The sequence below is a fragment of the Gordonia oryzae genome (genome assembly GCF_003797185.1).
In the GTDB taxonomy this organism is placed as follows: domain Bacteria; phylum Actinomycetota; class Actinomycetes; order Mycobacteriales; family Mycobacteriaceae; genus Gordonia; species Gordonia oryzae.
Map to the genome: position 1 here is coordinate 208065 of NZ_RKMH01000003.1, position 14570 is coordinate 222634.

11 protein-coding genes are annotated in these 14570 nt (G+C 68.2%); 5 read left to right on the forward strand and 6 right to left on the reverse strand.

The window, feature by feature from the left end; all coding sequences use genetic code 11:
* Nucleotides 1-4: 4 nt before the first annotated feature.
* The 5 genes from glmM to eccCa form a co-directional block, all read right to left on the reverse strand.
* Nucleotides 5-1333: a phosphoglucosamine mutase gene (glmM, locus tag EF294_RS05160; RefSeq protein ID WP_123926301.1), complete on the reverse strand. Its 1329-nt coding sequence runs from the start codon at nucleotides 1331-1333 to the stop codon at nucleotides 5-7.
* Nucleotide 1334: 1 nt separating this feature from the next.
* The gene (rpsI, locus tag EF294_RS05165; protein WP_123926304.1) at nucleotides 1335-1922 is read right to left on the reverse strand and encodes a 30S ribosomal protein S9; all 588 of its coding nucleotides are present in this window, start codon (nucleotides 1920-1922) and stop codon (nucleotides 1335-1337) included.
* Nucleotides 1919-2362 (reverse strand): 50S ribosomal protein L13, encoded by a 444-nt coding sequence (gene rplM / locus EF294_RS05170; RefSeq protein ID WP_123926307.1) that lies wholly within the window; start codon nucleotides 2360-2362, stop codon nucleotides 1919-1921. Before rplM ends, rpsI begins: the two co-directional genes overlap by 4 nt.
* A 224-nt stretch (nucleotides 2363-2586) precedes the next feature.
* Complete coding sequence (locus EF294_RS05175; RefSeq protein WP_123926309.1) at nucleotides 2587-3921, reverse strand: type VII secretion-associated protein; 1335 nt, start codon at nucleotides 3919-3921, stop codon at nucleotides 2587-2589.
* Entirely contained in the window at nucleotides 3918-8096 is a 4179-nt protein-coding gene (gene eccCa, locus EF294_RS05180) for a type VII secretion protein EccCa (protein WP_123926312.1), read from the reverse strand. The genes EF294_RS05175 and eccCa overlap by 4 nt, the downstream gene beginning before the upstream one ends.
* Before the next feature lie 162 nt (nucleotides 8097-8258).
* Between eccCa and eccD the strand changes: the two genes are divergently transcribed.
* Nucleotides 8259-9791: a type VII secretion integral membrane protein EccD gene (eccD, locus tag EF294_RS05185; RefSeq protein WP_246007686.1), complete on the forward strand. Its 1533-nt coding sequence runs from the start codon at nucleotides 8259-8261 to the stop codon at nucleotides 9789-9791.
* Between the two features lie 26 nt (nucleotides 9792-9817).
* Nucleotides 9818-11227 carry a type VII secretion-associated serine protease mycosin gene (gene mycP / locus EF294_RS05190; RefSeq protein ID WP_246007687.1) on the forward strand — a complete coding sequence of 470 codons (1410 nt, stop codon included), beginning with the start codon at nucleotides 9818-9820 and terminating at the stop codon, nucleotides 11225-11227.
* A 33-nt stretch (nucleotides 11228-11260) separates the two neighbouring features.
* On the opposite strand, the gene EF294_RS05195 is transcribed toward mycP, so the two are convergent.
* Nucleotides 11261-12214, reverse strand: a complete 954-nt coding sequence (locus tag EF294_RS05195) for a 4-hydroxy-3-methylbut-2-enyl diphosphate reductase (RefSeq protein ID WP_123926318.1) — start codon at nucleotides 12212-12214, stop codon at nucleotides 11261-11263.
* 52 nt (nucleotides 12215-12266) lie between these two features.
* On the opposite strand from EF294_RS05195, the gene EF294_RS05200 reads away from it, so the two are divergent.
* From EF294_RS05200 to EF294_RS05210, 3 genes are read left to right on the forward strand one after another with little or no spacing between them, the layout of a single operon-like run.
* Nucleotides 12267-12974, forward strand: a complete 708-nt coding sequence (locus EF294_RS05200; protein WP_123926321.1) for a lipid droplet-associated protein — start codon at nucleotides 12267-12269, stop codon at nucleotides 12972-12974.
* Complete coding sequence (xseA, locus tag EF294_RS05205) at nucleotides 12971-14266, forward strand: exodeoxyribonuclease VII large subunit (protein ID WP_123926323.1); 1296 nt, start codon at nucleotides 12971-12973, stop codon at nucleotides 14264-14266. The genes EF294_RS05200 and xseA overlap by 4 nt, the downstream gene beginning before the upstream one ends.
* Nucleotides 14263-14562 carry an exodeoxyribonuclease VII small subunit gene (locus EF294_RS05210; RefSeq protein WP_123926326.1) on the forward strand — a complete coding sequence of 100 codons (300 nt, stop codon included), beginning with the start codon at nucleotides 14263-14265 and terminating at the stop codon, nucleotides 14560-14562. Before xseA ends, EF294_RS05210 begins: the two co-directional genes overlap by 4 nt.
* The last annotated feature ends 8 nt before the right edge of the window (nucleotides 14563-14570 follow it).

Genomic DNA, 14570 nt, shown 5'->3' on the forward strand with positions numbered 1-14570 from the left:
TGCGTCACGCGCCGGCGGTCTCGACGACGTCGGCGACGCGCGCGGCGATCGTGTGTGCCAGATCCGGGGTCGGCGCCTCCACCATCACGCGAACCAACTGCTCGGTTCCGGACGGGCGCAACAGGATTCGACCTCGATCACCAAGCTCGGCCGCAGCGGCCGAGACCGCCTCGGTGACCGCCGCCGCAGTGGCGACCGCGTGCTTGTCGGTGACGCGCACGTTGATCAGTTCCTGCGGCAACACCGTCATGACGGCCGCGAGATCGGCCAGCCGCGAGGAGCTCTCGACCATCTCCGCCATCAGCAGCAGACCGGTGAGGATGCCGTCGCCGGTGGTGCCCGATGCCGGGACGACGATGTGCCCGGATTGTTCGCCGCCGAGCGAGAACCCACCGCGGCGGAGTTCCTCGAGGACGTAGCGATCACCGACGGCGGTGGTACGCAACGTGATTCCCGCTTCCCGCATCGCGATGTGTAGGCCGAGGTTGCTCATCACCGTGGCGACGAGCACGCCCTCGTGCAGGCATCCGTGGCGGTGTAGCGCGGCAGCGAGAATCGCCATGATGTGGTCACCATCGACGATCTGTCCGGTGGAATCGACCGCGAGACAGCGATCGGCGTCACCGTCATGGGCCAACCCGAGGTCGGCGCCGTGTTCGAGTACCGCGGCCTGCAACTTCCCCATGTGGGTCGAGCCGCAGTCCTCGTTGATGTTGATGCCGTCGGGGTCGGCGTGAATGGGGACGACCGTGGCCCCCGCAGCAGCGTAAACCTGTGGGCCGATGAGTGATGCCGCGCCGTTGGCGCAGTCGACCACCACGGTCAGCGAGTCGAGTCGCGCGTCGACCGCCTCGGCCAGATGCCGGGCATAACGCTGTGACGCATCGGGCGCATCGGAGAGCCGGCCGACACCGGCACCGGTGGGGCGGGGCAACTCGGTGTCCATCGCCGCGGCGATACGATCCTCGATCTCGTCGTCGAGCTTGTGGCCACCGGCGCCGAAGAACTTGATCCCGTTGTCGGGCATCGCATTGTGCGACGCCGAGATCATCACGCCGAATGCTGCGCCGTAGTCGGCGGTGAGAAAGGCGATGGCCGGGGTGGGCAGGACACCCACGCGGATGGCATCGACACCCGAGGCAGCGAGCCCGGCGCAGACCGCGGCCTCCAGCATTTCGCCCGAGGCACGCGGATCCCGGCCGACCACCGCACGGGGTCGGGAGGCGGTACCGAGAACGAACGCGGCGGCCGAGGCCAGGCGCAACGCGAGCTCGGTGGTGAGCTCGGCGTTGGCCAGGCCTCGGACGCCGTCGGTTCCGAACAGGCGTGCCAAGTCAGCGCTTGGAGTACTGCGACGCCTTGCGGGCCTTCTTCAGGCCGTACTTCTTGCGCTCGACCGCACGCGGGTCGCGCGTGAGGAAGCCGGCCTTCTTCAGGGCCGGACGATCCTCCGGGGTGACCTCGATGAGGGCACGGGCGATCGCCAGACGCAGCGCGCCGGCCTGGCCCGAGGGGCCGCCACCGACGAGCTTGGCGTAGATGTCGAATGACTCGGTGCGCTCGACGGTGACCAGTGGAGCCTTGATCAGCTGTTGGTGCACCTTGTTCGGGAAATACTCCTCGATGGTGCGGCCGTTGAGGTGGAACTGACCGGAGCCGGGCACCAGGCGAACGCGGACCACGGCCTCCTTGCGGCGACCGACAGTCTGGATCGGACGGTCGATGACGATCGGAGCACGATCGAAGTCGTGCTCGGCGACTGCATCGGCGTCGTAGTCGTCGGCAGCCTGCTCGACCGACTCGACGGCCTCAACCGCGGCTTCGACGGAACCCCCGGTAGCTGCGGCGTCGTCACCGACGGCAGCCTGGACCTCAGCAGCGTTGTCCACGGCGGCCTCGTCGGAAATGTTCTCGTTGCTCACTGGGCCACCTGCTTGATCTCGAAGGGGACGGGGCGCTGGGCCGCGTGGGGATGATTCGGTCCGGCGTAGACCTTCAGCTTCGAGGCCATGGCGCGGCCGAGCTTGGTGTGCGGCAGCATGCCGGTGATCGCCTTCTCGAGCACACGCTCGGGGTGGCTCTCGAGCAGCTCGGCGGTCGTCTGGACCTTGAGGCCACCGGGATGCCCGGAGTGCCGGTAGTTCAACTTGCGCTCGGCTTTGTTGCTGGTCAGCACGACCTTCTCGGCGTTGATGATGATGACGAAATCGCCACCGTCGACATGCGGGGCGTAGGTCGGCTTGTGCTTGCCGCGGAGCAGGTTCGCGCTCTGCACGGCCAGCCGGCCGAGCACCACGTCGGTGGCGTCGATGACATGCCACGCGTGGGTGATGTCACCGGCCTTCGGGGTGTAGGTAGGCACAGTTGGTCCTTCAACTCTTGTCATGGATGCTGGTCAGGTACGGCGGCAGAGTATGTTCCGGCGACCAGTGGGGACCCGGGCCTCGACTACCTTCCCGCACCGCGCCCGATGAGCACGACGAGAAGATGCCACGCACCAGCGATCCAGGCTACGCGAGAGCCCAGGTCAGGGTCAAAACGCTCAGCCTCACACGCGACGCCGGGAGACCAGTCGGCACCGACAGGTCAGCCCGGGGCGATACGCGCCGAGGCCACCGCCTGGGCACAGGGCTCGTCGACGGAGTCGCCACCGGTGCCCGCCTGGCATCCGACACTCACCTGCAGGTTCTGCTCCACCAGCACATACCAGCGAATCGGAGCACCCGATGCCGGGGCCTCGCGGTAACTGATCACATCCCGCCCGGCGAAGCGGGTCGATGCGGAAAACTCGCTGACCACGTCGTCGCCGCGCTGGGCGATCCGATTGCGCAGGCTCAACGCCACCGACGATGGCGTCGATCCCGCCCGCACGGTGCTCTGGATCAGCAGGATGCGGCTGCCGTCGTCGGGGGCAACGAACACGACGCGCAACTGCACCGAGGAGGACGTCGCACCACTCGGCGCGCTCTGCTCGGTCTGCTGCCAGTCGGTCGGGATCAGCAGACTCGTCCGTCCCTGGGTGACGAGGTGGTCGGCGGGCGCAGGTGACCGATCGGGTCGGATCAACGCGACCGCGGCGACGACGCCGACGATGAGCACCACAACCGCCAGGACTCCGCCGAGCACACGCCATCGCGTCAGCTCCACACCCCGGCGCCCAGACGATGCGGCCACCTGCGCATCGAGGTCGCCGAAATCCAGCGGCTCGATGTGAGCGACGCGAGAACCCCAGCGGGCGATCAGTCGGTGATCGACCGACACAACCCGACCTGCGACAGCGTGGTCGAGGATCAGGTCGACGGCCTGGTCCACCTCCGCCGGATCGTCACCGTCGACGTAGACCGCCTCGACGCCGTCATCGATCGCCTCTTCGACCGCTGCGGCAACAGCGTCCGTCGAGCCGGCCGGGCAGAGCACCGCGGACTCCTCGGCCTCCCAGCCGACGGCCCCTCGTCGCAGACGCTGTACGTCCCAGCGCGGCGGCGCCGGTGCGCGGTGGTGCGTGGGCCGGTGAGTCGTCTCGACGACGGCGCACCTGCTGACCGTCACATCGGCATGACTGCGGGCGACGAGGATCGCCCGCGGCACCAGCGTGATGTCCGGGCGCAGCGAGCCGGCGGCCCCGGCGAGCACCCCTCGGCGTACCGCACCCCAGGTACTGGGGTGACCGACGAGCACCGGCCCGCGGTATCCACCGATCATCTGCATGAACACCTCACGCCAGCGTTGCTCGGTGCCGATCCGGACCCCGCCCGCGACGATGACGTCGGCGTCGATGTCCTCGAGGAGGTCGGTGAGGTCCGGGCCGTCGACGGCACCGACCCTGGTGTGCCCGTAGGCGAGATCGATCACGAGCGGTCTCGTCGAGGTCGTCGTCGCGGCGCGCGGAAGGCCCCGGTCGGTGGCCGCCGTGTCCGTCATGGATTGTCCGGACGGGTCGGGTCGGTCGTGGCGACCTGGATCATCTCCTGCGTGCGGGTGCGGGAGATGAGTTCACCGCGGCCGGGCACCAACCGCTGCATGCGAGTTCGTCCGGTGATGTATCCCTCGTCGCGGTCACCGCTCATCAGCAGCATGTCCGACGAGAGATCCTTGAGTCGCCCGATCACCGGGTCGAACAGCGCCCGCCCGAGTCCGCCGGAGCGACGCGCCAACACGATGTGCATACCGATGTCTCGGGCGTGTGATGCCAGATCGATCAAGGGCAGCAACGGGTTCCCCGACGAGGTGGCGACCATGTCGTAGTCGTCGACGACGATGTACACCTCAGGTCCCGACCACCAGCTGCGTGCCTTGAGCGCATCGACGGTCAGGTCGTCGGGTGGCAGTCGTTTGCTGAAGTACGCGGCGAGCTGGTGCATCATCTTCGTCGCGTTCTCACCCGAACTGGCGTATCCGGCGAGGTGATCACCGGCGATGATGCCGAGCATCGTGCGACGGTAATCGACCAGGACGATCTTCACCTCATCCGGCGTGGCCCCGCCGACCAAACCGGAGACGATCGTTGTCAGGAGTGTGCTCTTGCCGTGCTCGACGTCGGCGAAGGCCATGAAGTGGGGCTGCACACCGAAATCCAGGATGACCGGGGCTAGTTCGCGCTCCCCCACTCCGATCGCCACCTGATGGGGGCCGAGGACGATCTCGGCGTCGGCGACGAGTTCGGCGACGCGTGCCGCGGAAATCTCGGTACCGAGCTTGCGCACCGGTAGTGCGCGCCGGTCGGGGTAGGCCAGCGAGATCGCGTCGAGGGCGAGTTGTCCACCCATCGGCAGGGTCGCCGGCGAGGGGTCGCCGTCGACGCGCGGCAATGCCACCAGCAGGTGCATACCGTCGGGGCTGAGCCCACGCCCCGGTCGGTTGTGCGGCACCTGCGAGGCCGCTTTGCGTCCGAGTTCGGAGTCCATGGCGTCACCGAGGCGTAGTTCGAGTCGACTGCCGATCAGGTCCCGCATCGCCGGGCGGACCTCGGCCCAGCGGGTGGCCGTCACGATCAGATGGACGCCGAAGGAAAGCCCCTGGGAGACGATGATCCCGATCTGCTCTTCCAGGAACTCCATCTCCCCGCGCAACACGCCGACCCCGTCGAGAACCAGGAACACATCGCCGTGCGGGTCGTCGGCGAGCGGATCGTCGGGCCCGGTGCGCCCGGTGCGCATCCAGTCCCGGCGCCGCGCACGGTAATCGGACATCGACTCGATACCGAGACGGGCGAATCGCAACTCCCGCGCCCGCACCACCGCGGTCACCTCGGCGACCGTGCGGCGCACCGCGTCCATATCGCCGCGGGTCGCCACCGACCCCACGTGGGGCAGGCCCGCGATACCGGCGAGGGAACCGCCGCCGAAGTCCAGACAGTAGAACTGCACCTGTTCGGGGGTGTGGGTGGCGGCCGCGGCGACGATCAGCGTGCGGACCGCGGTCGACTTGCCGGTCTGGGGGCCGCCGACGACCGCGACGTTGCCTGCCGCGCCGGACAGGTCCAGGACGTGCTGGTCACGCCGCTGATCGAAGGGGCGATCGATGATGCCGACCGGTACCCGCAGATCGCCGGGAGCCGACGGTGTCGAGAAGTCGCGGTCGCCGATCAACCCGTCCACGGTCGGCGACTCGTCGAGCGGCGGCAGCCAGACCTCGTGGGCGCTGGGCCCGGCTGCGGCGATCCGTCCGACGAGGGTCTGCAGCAGGGACGGAACGCTCATGGGTCCGGCGGTCACGCCCGCCGGCTCTGGTGAGGTGTCGGAGTTGGCGGTGGAGGCAAGTGCGGCGGACGCATCGGGCGGGACCGCCGACAGCAGTGCCGCCGCCTGGTCGAGCACAGAGCCACCGGCACCGGCCGGCGGCACCCGATTCGTCCCCGTCGTGTCCAGGCCCGAGACGTCGTCGGCGGCGTCGAACGGGACGGGCAGGGCGGTGAACATCTTCATCGCACCCCGGAACCCCAGCGCGTCACCGACTCCGGTCACGGTGTCTCGCACGTCGGCGGGCGGGTGATACGGGCCCGAGACGTAGCAGGTGTTGAATCTGATCGGCTCGCCCGCATCGCATTTGAGGTATCCCGAACCGGGCACACTGGGCAGGTGGTAGGCGTCGGGCACTCCGAGCACGGATCGGGACTCGTTCGCCGAGAAAGTTTTCAGCCCTATCCGGTACGACAGATGACTGTCGAGCCCCCGCAACTTGCCTTCCTCGAGTCGTTGGGAAGCGAGCAGCAGATGAATGTGCAGCGACCGCCCCAGCCGTCCGATCGCGACGAATAGTTCGGCGAAATCCGGTTTCTGGGCCAGCAATTCGGAGAACTCATCGACGACGATGAACAATGCCGGCAGAGGTTGCAACGGAGCACCGGCGGCGCGCGCCTGTTCGTATTCGGTGACGTTGGCGAAGTTCCCCGCCGCGCGCAATACCTCTTGACGACGATTCAATTCCCCCGACAGCGCATCCTTCATCCGGTCGACCATCGCCAGTTCCTGCTCGAGGTTGGTGATCAGAGCCGCCACGTGGGGGCTACGTTCGAGCCCGAGGAAGGTGGCGCCGCCCTTGAAGTCGACGAGGACCAGATTGAGTTCGGCGGGCGAGTGTGTCGCCAGCATCGCCACCACGAGTGTACGCAGGAACTCCGACTTTCCCGAACCCGTTGCGCCGATGCACAACCCGTGCGGACCGGTACCGCCGTGCGCACTCTCCTTGATGTCGAGTTCGACCGTCCCACCCGATGGCGTGTAGCCGATTGGAACGCGCAGGCGCTCACGCCCGGTGCGCCCTCGCCAGTGCACCGCCGTGTCGAAGCGGGACACGTCGTCGATGCCCAGCAGCGCCGGTAATCCGGGGTCGAGGGCGGTGGCCTCGGAATCGAGACTGGCCAGGGAGGCCGCCGTCGCCAACCGATAGCGAGCCAGCCGTCGGGCCACGGCCTCGCATTCGGCGATACCCAACGCGTCCATCGTCGCGAAATCCTCGGTGCCATAGGCACTTCTCGCCGAGACCGTGCCGTCGGTGACCACCAGCTGCAGTCCGCGTCTGGCGGCGAGCCCGTCGGGTGGTGCGGTCAGATCGAGTACGGTGACGCCCTCCATCCCGGCGTCGTTGACGAGCCGCTCGGCTCCGGTCACCCTGCCGTCGTCGATGACCACCACCAGGTGCACCCGACCGGGAGTCGGCGGCGCCGACCGGGAGAACCGGCCGCGGTCGGCAAGTTCGGCGGCCAGCGCGGTCTCCAGATCCGCCAATGCCGGGAAGATCATCCGCATCGGTCCGACGGCATCGGCCAGCGAGGGATGTCCGACGTGTGGCAGCCACTTTGCCCAGTCCCAGGCCTCAGCGACCGGGTCGGCGGTCACCACGGCCACCCGCAGATGATCCGGTCCGTGGAAGGCGCACAACTCGACGACCATGGCGCGCAGCAGTTCTCGGGTCTCTTGACGCACACCCTCGATGTTGATGGCCGGAAAGCCCCGCAGCGACACCGCAGTCGGCAGTCGGTGCACCACCGAGTGCGTCCGGACGAATCGTCGCAGTGCGACCATCGACACCGGCTCGAGATCCTCCAGCGGCCCGGTCTCCGGCGGCACCAGGCGGGTGGCCAACCTCTGCGTACCCAGACCTACCCGCACATGTGCGAAATCGATGTCAGCCGGGCGCCGCTCCCACATCCGGCGCGTCCCGATCAGATCGGGAATGCTGCGCGGATCGGGATGACTCCAGGTCAACGCCGCACGCTGCGCACCACTGGTGTCGCCGACCTGCGTGCGCAGGCCGGCGAGATAGCGGAAGTAGTCCTTGCGTTCCTCGTTGAGTTCGGCGGCCTTCTTGCCGCCCCCACGACCTCCCGCAGCGAACATGCCGAACATCGACATCAGCATCATCAGGGGGAACATCATGAACAGCGGATTGGTCAGGATGTTGCGACCCCCGGTCGCAAACATCATCGCCAACATGCCGATGACCGCGACCACCATGATCACCGGCAGCAACTTCAGCAAGATCCCGCCCGGCACCACCCGCGGCACATCTGGGGGCGGCTGGATGTTCAGTTCACCACCGGGCGCGCGTGGTGGAGTGATCCGTGGCCGCCGCACAAAACCGTCGGTTGTGCTCACCTGTCCCCCTCGTCCCCTCTACCTCGCCCCTCGCGCGTTGTCCCCCGTCGACTCACCGGGACGTCCTGGACGCCCTGTTATCCACCGGAACGAATAGGACATCTCACCCAAAGCCGAACGTCTGGTTATGGTAACTGCGAATCAAGGGGGAGGAACGTCGAGATGTCATCTGTGGATACACGACCAGCGGCACCCGCCGAGAACGGTGGGCCGCGGACGTCGGCGCCGTCGATCGAACCCCCGTTGGTACGGGTGTCGGTACTCGGCGGCAACACCCAGCTCGACGTCGCACTTCCGGCTGCGATCCCGGTGGCTGCGCTCCTCGGCGATCTCGTCACCCAGATCGAGTCGCGCAGCCCGCGCCGGCGCGACCCCGACGACACCGAGCCGGATCCGAGCGGCGACAACGTGCTCGATCGGCGATCACGATGGACCCTGTCGCACATCGGGCAGCCACCGCTGCCGGTGAACCGTTCGCTCGCCGACTCCGGGGTGCGTGACGGCGACCTGCTGATGGTCACCTCGGTGCGCACCGACGACTCGCCGGCACTGTTCGACGACGTCGTCGATGCCGTTGCGCGCCTGAACGAGTCGCGCTTCGCCAACTGGTCGGCGCAGGGAGCCCGGGTGATCGGATTCGCTGCGACGATCCTGGCGGGGATCGTCGGTGCGGTCGCCCTGGCCGGGATGCGCTGGCATGCCGATGCCTGGTGGCCGGCGATCCCTGCGGCGACGACGACGCTGGCGTTGGTCACCGCATCGGCCATCGTCGCCCATCGATATCGCGACGACACCACGGCGACGGTCCTGGCCGCCGCGGCCGCTCCGACAGCGTTCGTGGCCGGCATGCTCACCGTTCCCGGACGCTACGGCTGCGCGCACCTTTCGCTGGGGTTCGCGGTGGTGGCGCTCTTCTGCGTGGTGTCCTATCGCCTGAGCGCGGTCGGCGCGGTGGTACACGCCGCCCTGCTGACCACCTCCGTGATCGGTGGTGCGATCTCACTGGCCGCTCTGCTCATCGACGTCTCGACGCGCAATGTCGCCGCCGTCGGCGCAGCCGCGGCGTTACTCGTCGTCGCTATGGCACCCCGGCTGACGATCGTGTTGGCGAAACTACCGCTGCCGCCGGTGCCGACGGCCGGTGTCCCCCTCGATCCGGACGACGCCCAACCCGTCCCGACCATCGAGGGCATCGGCGCGATCGGAGCGATGGCACTGCCGAAAGCCGATGCACTCGAACGTCGTTCATATCTGGCGAACGCCTATCTCACGGGCATCGTGGCCGGTGCCACCGCGGTGATCGGCCCCGCCGCGGTCATCACCGCGACCCCGTGGAACGGCGTCGACGCCAAGTCGATGTCATTGGCGGTCATCCTGGCCGCCGTGGTGTGTCTGCGCGGGCGCTCGCACAGCGACCTCGTGCAGGCGTGTGTCCTGATCGCCGGTGGCGTGCTGACCCTCGCTGCGCTCGTCGGTTCGTTGGCCGCGGTCGACGGGTGGTGGCCGTTCGTCGGATTCGTGGTCGCGGCAACAGCTCTCGTTGTCGCACTGGTCCTCGGAGTGCTCGCACCCGGACACGAGTTCTCGCCGGTGATGCGCCGCCTCGCCGAGCTCGGCGAGTACGCCCTGATCGTGGTGATCGTGCCGCTACTGGTCTGGATTCTCGATCTCTACCAGACGGTTCGGGACATCTAGTGATCGGTCGCGGAGCTGGGCGACCGGTGTCCGGTTCTATCGCTCGTCGTCGTTTTCCGACCGGCCTCGCCGTGGCACTGGCCGTCGTCACCCTTGTCACCGTCTCCGGTGGTGGGCCCGCCTTCGCGCTGAATCCTCCTCAGGTCGACCCGGGCGCGTTGAACCGGTCGGCGCCGGTGGCGCCGCCGGAACCCACCGAACAACGCACGCTCTGCGCGCGCCCCGTCGCCGTCACCGCCGCGAGCCAGCCCTCTGCTGCCCAACAGATGATGAATCTGGAAGGGGCCTGGCGCTTTTCCCGCGGCGCGGGCCAACGAGTCGCCGTGATCGACACCGGTGTCACTCCGCATCCCCGGCTGCCACGATTGCGCGGCGGCGGCGACTACGTCTCCGCTGGCGACGGACTCGCCGACTGTGATGCGCACGGCACGCTGGTGGCCGGGCTCATCGCGGCCGCCCCGTCGCCCCACGACGCGTTCTCCGGGGTGGCTCCGGATGCCTCGATCATCTCGATTCGTCAGTCCAGCAGCGCCTTCGACGCCAAAGACCGGCGACGCGCCGACGCGGACCCGGCGGTCGGCGGCGGATACGGGTCGGTGACCACCCTCGCCAACGCGGTGGTCCGTGCCGTCGACCTCGGTGCCACGGTCATCAACATCTCCGAGGTGGCGTGTTCGGCGGCGGGTACCCGGCCCGCCGACCGTTCGCTGGGCGCCGCGGTCCGCTATGCCTTCGACCGCAACGTGGTCGTGGTGGTCGCGGCGGGCAACCTGTCGCAGGGGTCGGCGTGCGCCGACCAGAATCCGCCACCGCGCTCCGGCGATCCCGACGGATGGGGTTCGGTCCAGACCGTGGCCAGTCCCGCGTGGTTCTCGCCGTATGTTCTTGCGGTGGGCTCGGTCGATGCCGGTACCGGAGCTCCGAGTTCGTTCAGCCTGCACGGGCCGTGGGTCGATGTGGCGGCACCGGGTACCGGAATCATCAGTCTCGACAGCGCTCCCGGTAGTTCGTCGCTGGTCAATGCGCAGCGGAGCAACTCGGGTCCGCAGCCGTTGCTCGGTACCAGCTTCTCCACGCCGTTCGTCGCCGGGACGGTGGCCTTGGTCCGCGCACGGTACCCGGAGTTGTCGGCGGGTGAGGTGATGGACCGTATCGTCCGCACCGCGCACGCGCCGGGACCGGGCCACGATCAGAGGATCGGTCACGGGGTCATCGATACGCTCGCGGCATTGACCGCCGAACTGCCCGATGGACCGCTCGCCGATCCCGAGATGCCTACCCCGATCGCGGCTCCCGAGGTCGCGCCGACACCGGATCACACCCAGCGCAACGTCGCCCTGGTGGGCGTGGGGCTCGCGGTGGCCGTGGTGGTTACGGTCCTGGCGCTCTCGCGACCTCATCGTCGGGTCCGTCGACTCAACCCTGACCAGTACTGACCGGAATCCGGGTACGACGGATCCGGTGTTGGGTTACTTGGCCGTCCGCGCCGGCCGCAGTTCACGCGGCAGGGCGAAGGTCAACGTTTCCTCTGCGGTGGTGACCTTTTCGACCGAATCGAAGCCGTACTCGGAGAGGAAGTCGATGACCCCACGGACCAGGACCTCCGGCACCGACGCACCCGAGGTGATGCCGACGGTCTCGACGCCGTCGAGCCACGCCGGGTCGATCTCGCGCGCATAGTCAACCAGGTAGGAGGCCGACGCACCGTTCTGCAGTGCCACCTCAACGAGCCGCACCGAGTTCGACGAGTTCTTCGAGCCGACGACGATCACCAGGTCACACTGCGGGGCCATCGCCTTGACGGCGACCTGACGATTCTGGGTCGCGTAACAGATGTCGTCGCTCGGCGGGTCGTTGAGCTCGGGGAATCGCTCACGCAGGCGGCGCACGGTCTCCATCGTCTCGTCCACCGACAGCGTGGTCTGGGAGAGCCAGATGACCTTCGATTCGTCACGCACACGCACGGTGTCGACGGCGTCGGGACCATCCACGAGCTGGATGTGCTCCGGCGCCTCCCCCGCGGTGCCCTCGACCTCCTCGTGCCCCTCATGACCGATGAGCAGGATGTCGTAGTCGTCGCGAGCGAAGCGCTTGGCCTCTTGATGCACCTTGGTGACCAGCGGGCACGTGGCGTCGATGGTCTTGAGGTTGCGTTGCGCGGCGGTGCGATGCACCTCCGGGGAGACACCGTGGGCGGAGAACACGACGATGGCGCCTTCGGGTACCTCGTCGGTCTCGCCGACGAAGATCGCGCCACGCTCGGCGAGGGTATCGACGACGTGTCGGTTGTGCACGATCTCCTTGCGGACGTAGACGGGCGCACCGTGCTTGTCGAGTGCCCGCTCGACGGTCTCCACGGCGCGATCCACGCCGGCGCAATATCCCCGCGGTTCGGCGAGCAGGATGCGCTTGGATTCAGTCATGTCCCCAAGGGTACGTGTTGGACCACTCGCCGCGAGATGGCAGAGTGAACACATGGTTCGTGCTCCTTATCCGGCCCGTATCGCCGCAGGTCTCGTCGTCACGGCCGTCGAAGAGACGCGCAAGTTGCCGACTCTGCTGTTCACCCTGCCGGTGACCGCGGTCAGCGAGACGCTGCAGTTGGCGATGCGCGCCCAGCAGGGCATCGCCGAGTTGGCCATCAAAGGCGACACCGCACTGGAAATGATCTTCGATCGCCCCAGCGAAGAGCCCGCGTGGGCGCGTTTCGATGAGGATGACACCGAGGTCGCCGATACCGTCGTGCCGATCGAGTCCGGGCGCGCCATCCTCACCGACACCACCGATGACGAGCACGACACCGCCTCGGACGACGACACCGAGCCCGCGCCGTCCGAGCCCAAACGCGCCGTGACATCCTCCGCAGAGCCGCCGGCCCCGCGCGCCGACGCCGGGCGATTCGCGCTGTACTCGTCGGCCCCCGAAGAAGTCATCACCTCCTCGACCACCGGCCCCGGCAGTGACACCCCGGCGCCCACCGGTCCGGTGCCCGAGGTCGTCGAGTACACCGAGTACGACAACCTCACCCTGGCCCAGCTGCGCGCCAAGCTGAGGTCGGTCGGTGTCGACGAACTCTCCGAGTTGCTCGCCTATGAGAAGGCCAACCGCAACCGCGCTCCGTTCATCACCATGATCGACAATCGGATCACCGCGGCCGAGAACAAGCGCTCGCCATCGACGTGAGCGGTGGCGGTTCGGCGAATTCGGCCGACAACCCGTGGCCGGTGCGCACCGTCAACACCAAGATCGCCGACTGGATTCACCGGCTCGGCCAGATCTGGGTGGAGGGCCAGGTCACCCAGATCAGCCGCCGCCCCGGAACGCGCACATCGTTTCTGACGCTGCGCGATCCCGCCGCCGACATCTCCATTTCGGTCACGTGCAGCCCCGACCTGCTCGCCCGCTCCGAGGTGCCGATCACCGACGGGGCCCACGTCGTGATGCTCGGTCGCCCCAGCTACTACACCGGCCGCGGCACGATCTCGTTGCGCGTCAGCGATATTCGACCCATCGGCGTGGGTCAGCTGCTGTTGCGCATCGAGCGGCTGCGGCAGTTGCTGGCCGCCGAGGGACTCTTCGACGCACGTCTCAAACGTCCGATCCCGTTCCTGCCGCGCACCATCGGCCTCATCTCCGGCCGCGCCAGTGCCGCGCAACGCGACGTGGTGTCGGTGGCCTCGGCGCGGTGGTCCGCGGTGCGCTTCGATGTCCGTGATGCACCGGTGCAGGGCCCGACGGCGGTGCCGCGGATCATCGGCCACCTTCGCGAGCTCGATGCGCACGCCGACATCGACGTCATCATCATCGCCCGCGGCGGTGGCAGCGTCGAGGACCTGTTGCCGTTCTCCGACGAGGCGCTGTTGCGGGCGGTCGCCGCGTGCTCGACACCGGTGATCAGCGCGATCGGCCACGAACCCGACAATCCACTCTTGGACTACGTCGCCGACATCCGCGCCGCCACCCCCACCGACGCGGCCAAACGCGTGGTCCCCGACGTGGAGGCCGAACTCGCCGGGATCGCCGCCCTGCGCCGTCGCAGCGCGCATGCCCTACGCAACTGGGTGCATCGCGAGGACCGGGTGATCGCCGGCCTTCGTGCCCGCCCGGTGCTCGCCGATCCGTTCACGGTGCTCGACCGACACAACGAACGCGTCGACCGGCTTCGAGCGGATCTGCGTCGCACCCTCGTCGGCCGCCTCGACACCGAGGACCGCCGTACCGAACATCTCGCGGCCCGGCTCGCGACGCTGGGACCGGCTCAGACGCTGGCCCGCGGGTACGCCGTCGTGCAGCGCGTCGACACCGACCCGCCGCACGTGCTCGACTCCGTGGACGGTCTACCGGCGTCGGCGCGGCTACGAATCCGGGTGGGCGACGGCTCGATTCACGCCGACGTCACCTCGATCGAACCGGCCGCGTACTCCCCTCTTCACCAGCACGACCACAGCGACGACCATGCGCAGGAGGAACAGTGAGCCCCCAACGGGCAGCCAAGAATTCGGCTTCGCAGAGGACCGACGCCTCCGACGGCGGACGCCCCCCAGTCGATGAACTCGGATACGAACAAGCCCGCGACGAACTCACCGACGTGGTCGCGACCCTGGAGCGTGGAGGCCTCGACCTCGACGCCTCGCTCGTGCTGTGGGAACGCGGCGAGGCACTCGCCGATCGCTGCGAGGCCCACCTCACCGGCGCACGCGAACGCATCGAGGCCGTACTCAACGACGGTGCGGAACTCGACGGTGAGGACGCGTCGGAGGAGGACAACTAAGCACAAGC